This window comes from Legionellales bacterium (assembly GCA_026125385.1).
GTDB lineage: Bacteria > Pseudomonadota > Gammaproteobacteria > JAHCLG01 > JAHCLG01 > JAHCLG01.
This window is the reverse complement of record JAHCLG010000070.1, coordinates 1-1555: the sequence shown is the minus strand read 5'-3', so window position 1 is coordinate 1555 and position 1555 is coordinate 1. Positions and strand designations below refer to the sequence as shown.

Annotated in this window: 2 protein-coding genes; both read right to left on the bottom strand. The window is 40.1% G+C overall.

What is annotated here, in order from left to right:
• Positions 1-89: 89 nt before the first annotated feature.
• Positions 90-1328 (bottom strand): diaminopimelate decarboxylase, encoded by a 1239-nt coding sequence (gene lysA / locus KIT27_12470; protein MCW5590458.1) that lies wholly within the window; start codon positions 1326-1328, stop codon positions 90-92.
• Between the two features lie 2 nt (positions 1329-1330).
• On the bottom strand, positions 1331-1489 hold the full coding sequence (locus tag KIT27_12465) for a lipoprotein (GenBank protein ID MCW5590457.1): 159 nt from the start codon (positions 1487-1489) through the stop codon (positions 1331-1333).
• Positions 1490-1555 lie beyond the last annotated feature (66 nt).

The window sequence follows — 1555 nt, the reverse complement described above, 5'->3', positions numbered from 1 at the left end:
CTGAATCTCCGCTACGCTCCGTTCCAGGCTACCCGCTGCGCTCCGTTCCAGGCTACGTGCTGCGCTACATTCCAGGCTACGCAAAAATTTTAAACATGCTCATTTCTATATAAATCGTCTAAATTATCTCGTTGACGAATGACCCGATAATCGCTGCCATTGACTAAAATTTCAGCGGGACGTAACCGCGAATTATATTGAGAACTCATAGACGAACCATAAGCCCCACAACTGCGAATAGCCAATAAATCTCCCGCTGCAATATTTAAATGACGATTTTTCCCAAGAAAATCACTGGTTTCGCACACCGGCCCAACAATATCATAAAACTCTAGCAATCCCGAATTTAATTTTACCGGAATAATTTCATGATAAGCATCGTATAAGGCGGGACGCATTAAATCATTCATCGCCGCATCGACAATCGCAAAGTGCTTCTGCGAATTTTTTTTAATATATTCTACTTTTGTTAATAAAATTCCTGCATTTGCAATCAATACTCGTCCAGGCTCAAAAATTAATGGGATGCGCTCTTTGCCCATTAAATTCATTAGTGCTTCAATATACTCCTGCGGGCTTGGGGGTGTTTCTTGTTGATAACGCACACCTAATCCTCCACCCACATCGAGATGTTTTAAAGTAATATTATGATCTTGGCAGTGCCGATATAAATTAATTAATTGTTCTACCGATTTTAAAAATGGATCAAGCGTAGTAATTTGAGAACCAATATGCGCACTCAGTCCAATTAATTGTAGATATTGATGATTAACGATGTCTTGGCAGAGTGAAAAAGCTTCTTCGATGGGAATGCCAAATTTATTTTCAGTGAGTCCGGTGGAAATATGCGGATGTGTTTTGGCATCGACATTGGGATTAATGCGCAACGCAATGGGTACTGCTCGGGAATATTGCGCGCCGATATCTGCAAGCCGCTGTAACTCTGCAATTGATTCTACATTAAAACAATGAATATGATTTTGTAACCCATATTCAATTTCTGCGCGGGTTTTCCCCACGCCTGAAAATACAATTTTATTAGGATCACCGCCTATTGTTAAAACGCGATGTAATTCCCCGCCCGAGACCACATCAAATCCTAAACCTTGTTGGGCAAATCGTTGCAAAATCGCTAAATTCGAATTGGCTTTTACTGCGTAACAAATTAAATGCGGGTAATCTTTTAGCGCTTCTCGAAATACTTGAATGTGTCGCATTAACGTGGCATGAGAATACACATAAAGCGGCGTGCCAAATCGTTCAGCCAATTCTTGCAAGGGCATGTCTTCCACGTATAATTCATTATCACGATAAATAAAATGATCCATGCTTATTCATCCGTGTTGGTTTTTTTAGGCTGATGATAAAGTAGGAAACTATCATTTTTATGTTGTTTGGCATTGTTAGTGGAAGGAAGATATAATGCGCCAGTTTGACCACAACCGATTAAACACCAACAGCTGACTATCATAAAAATTGTGCGAGACATTTAGTTTGGCTCGAAATGATGGATAAACAGCTAGTATACCAGTAGCGCATCCAAATGCGAATGCCT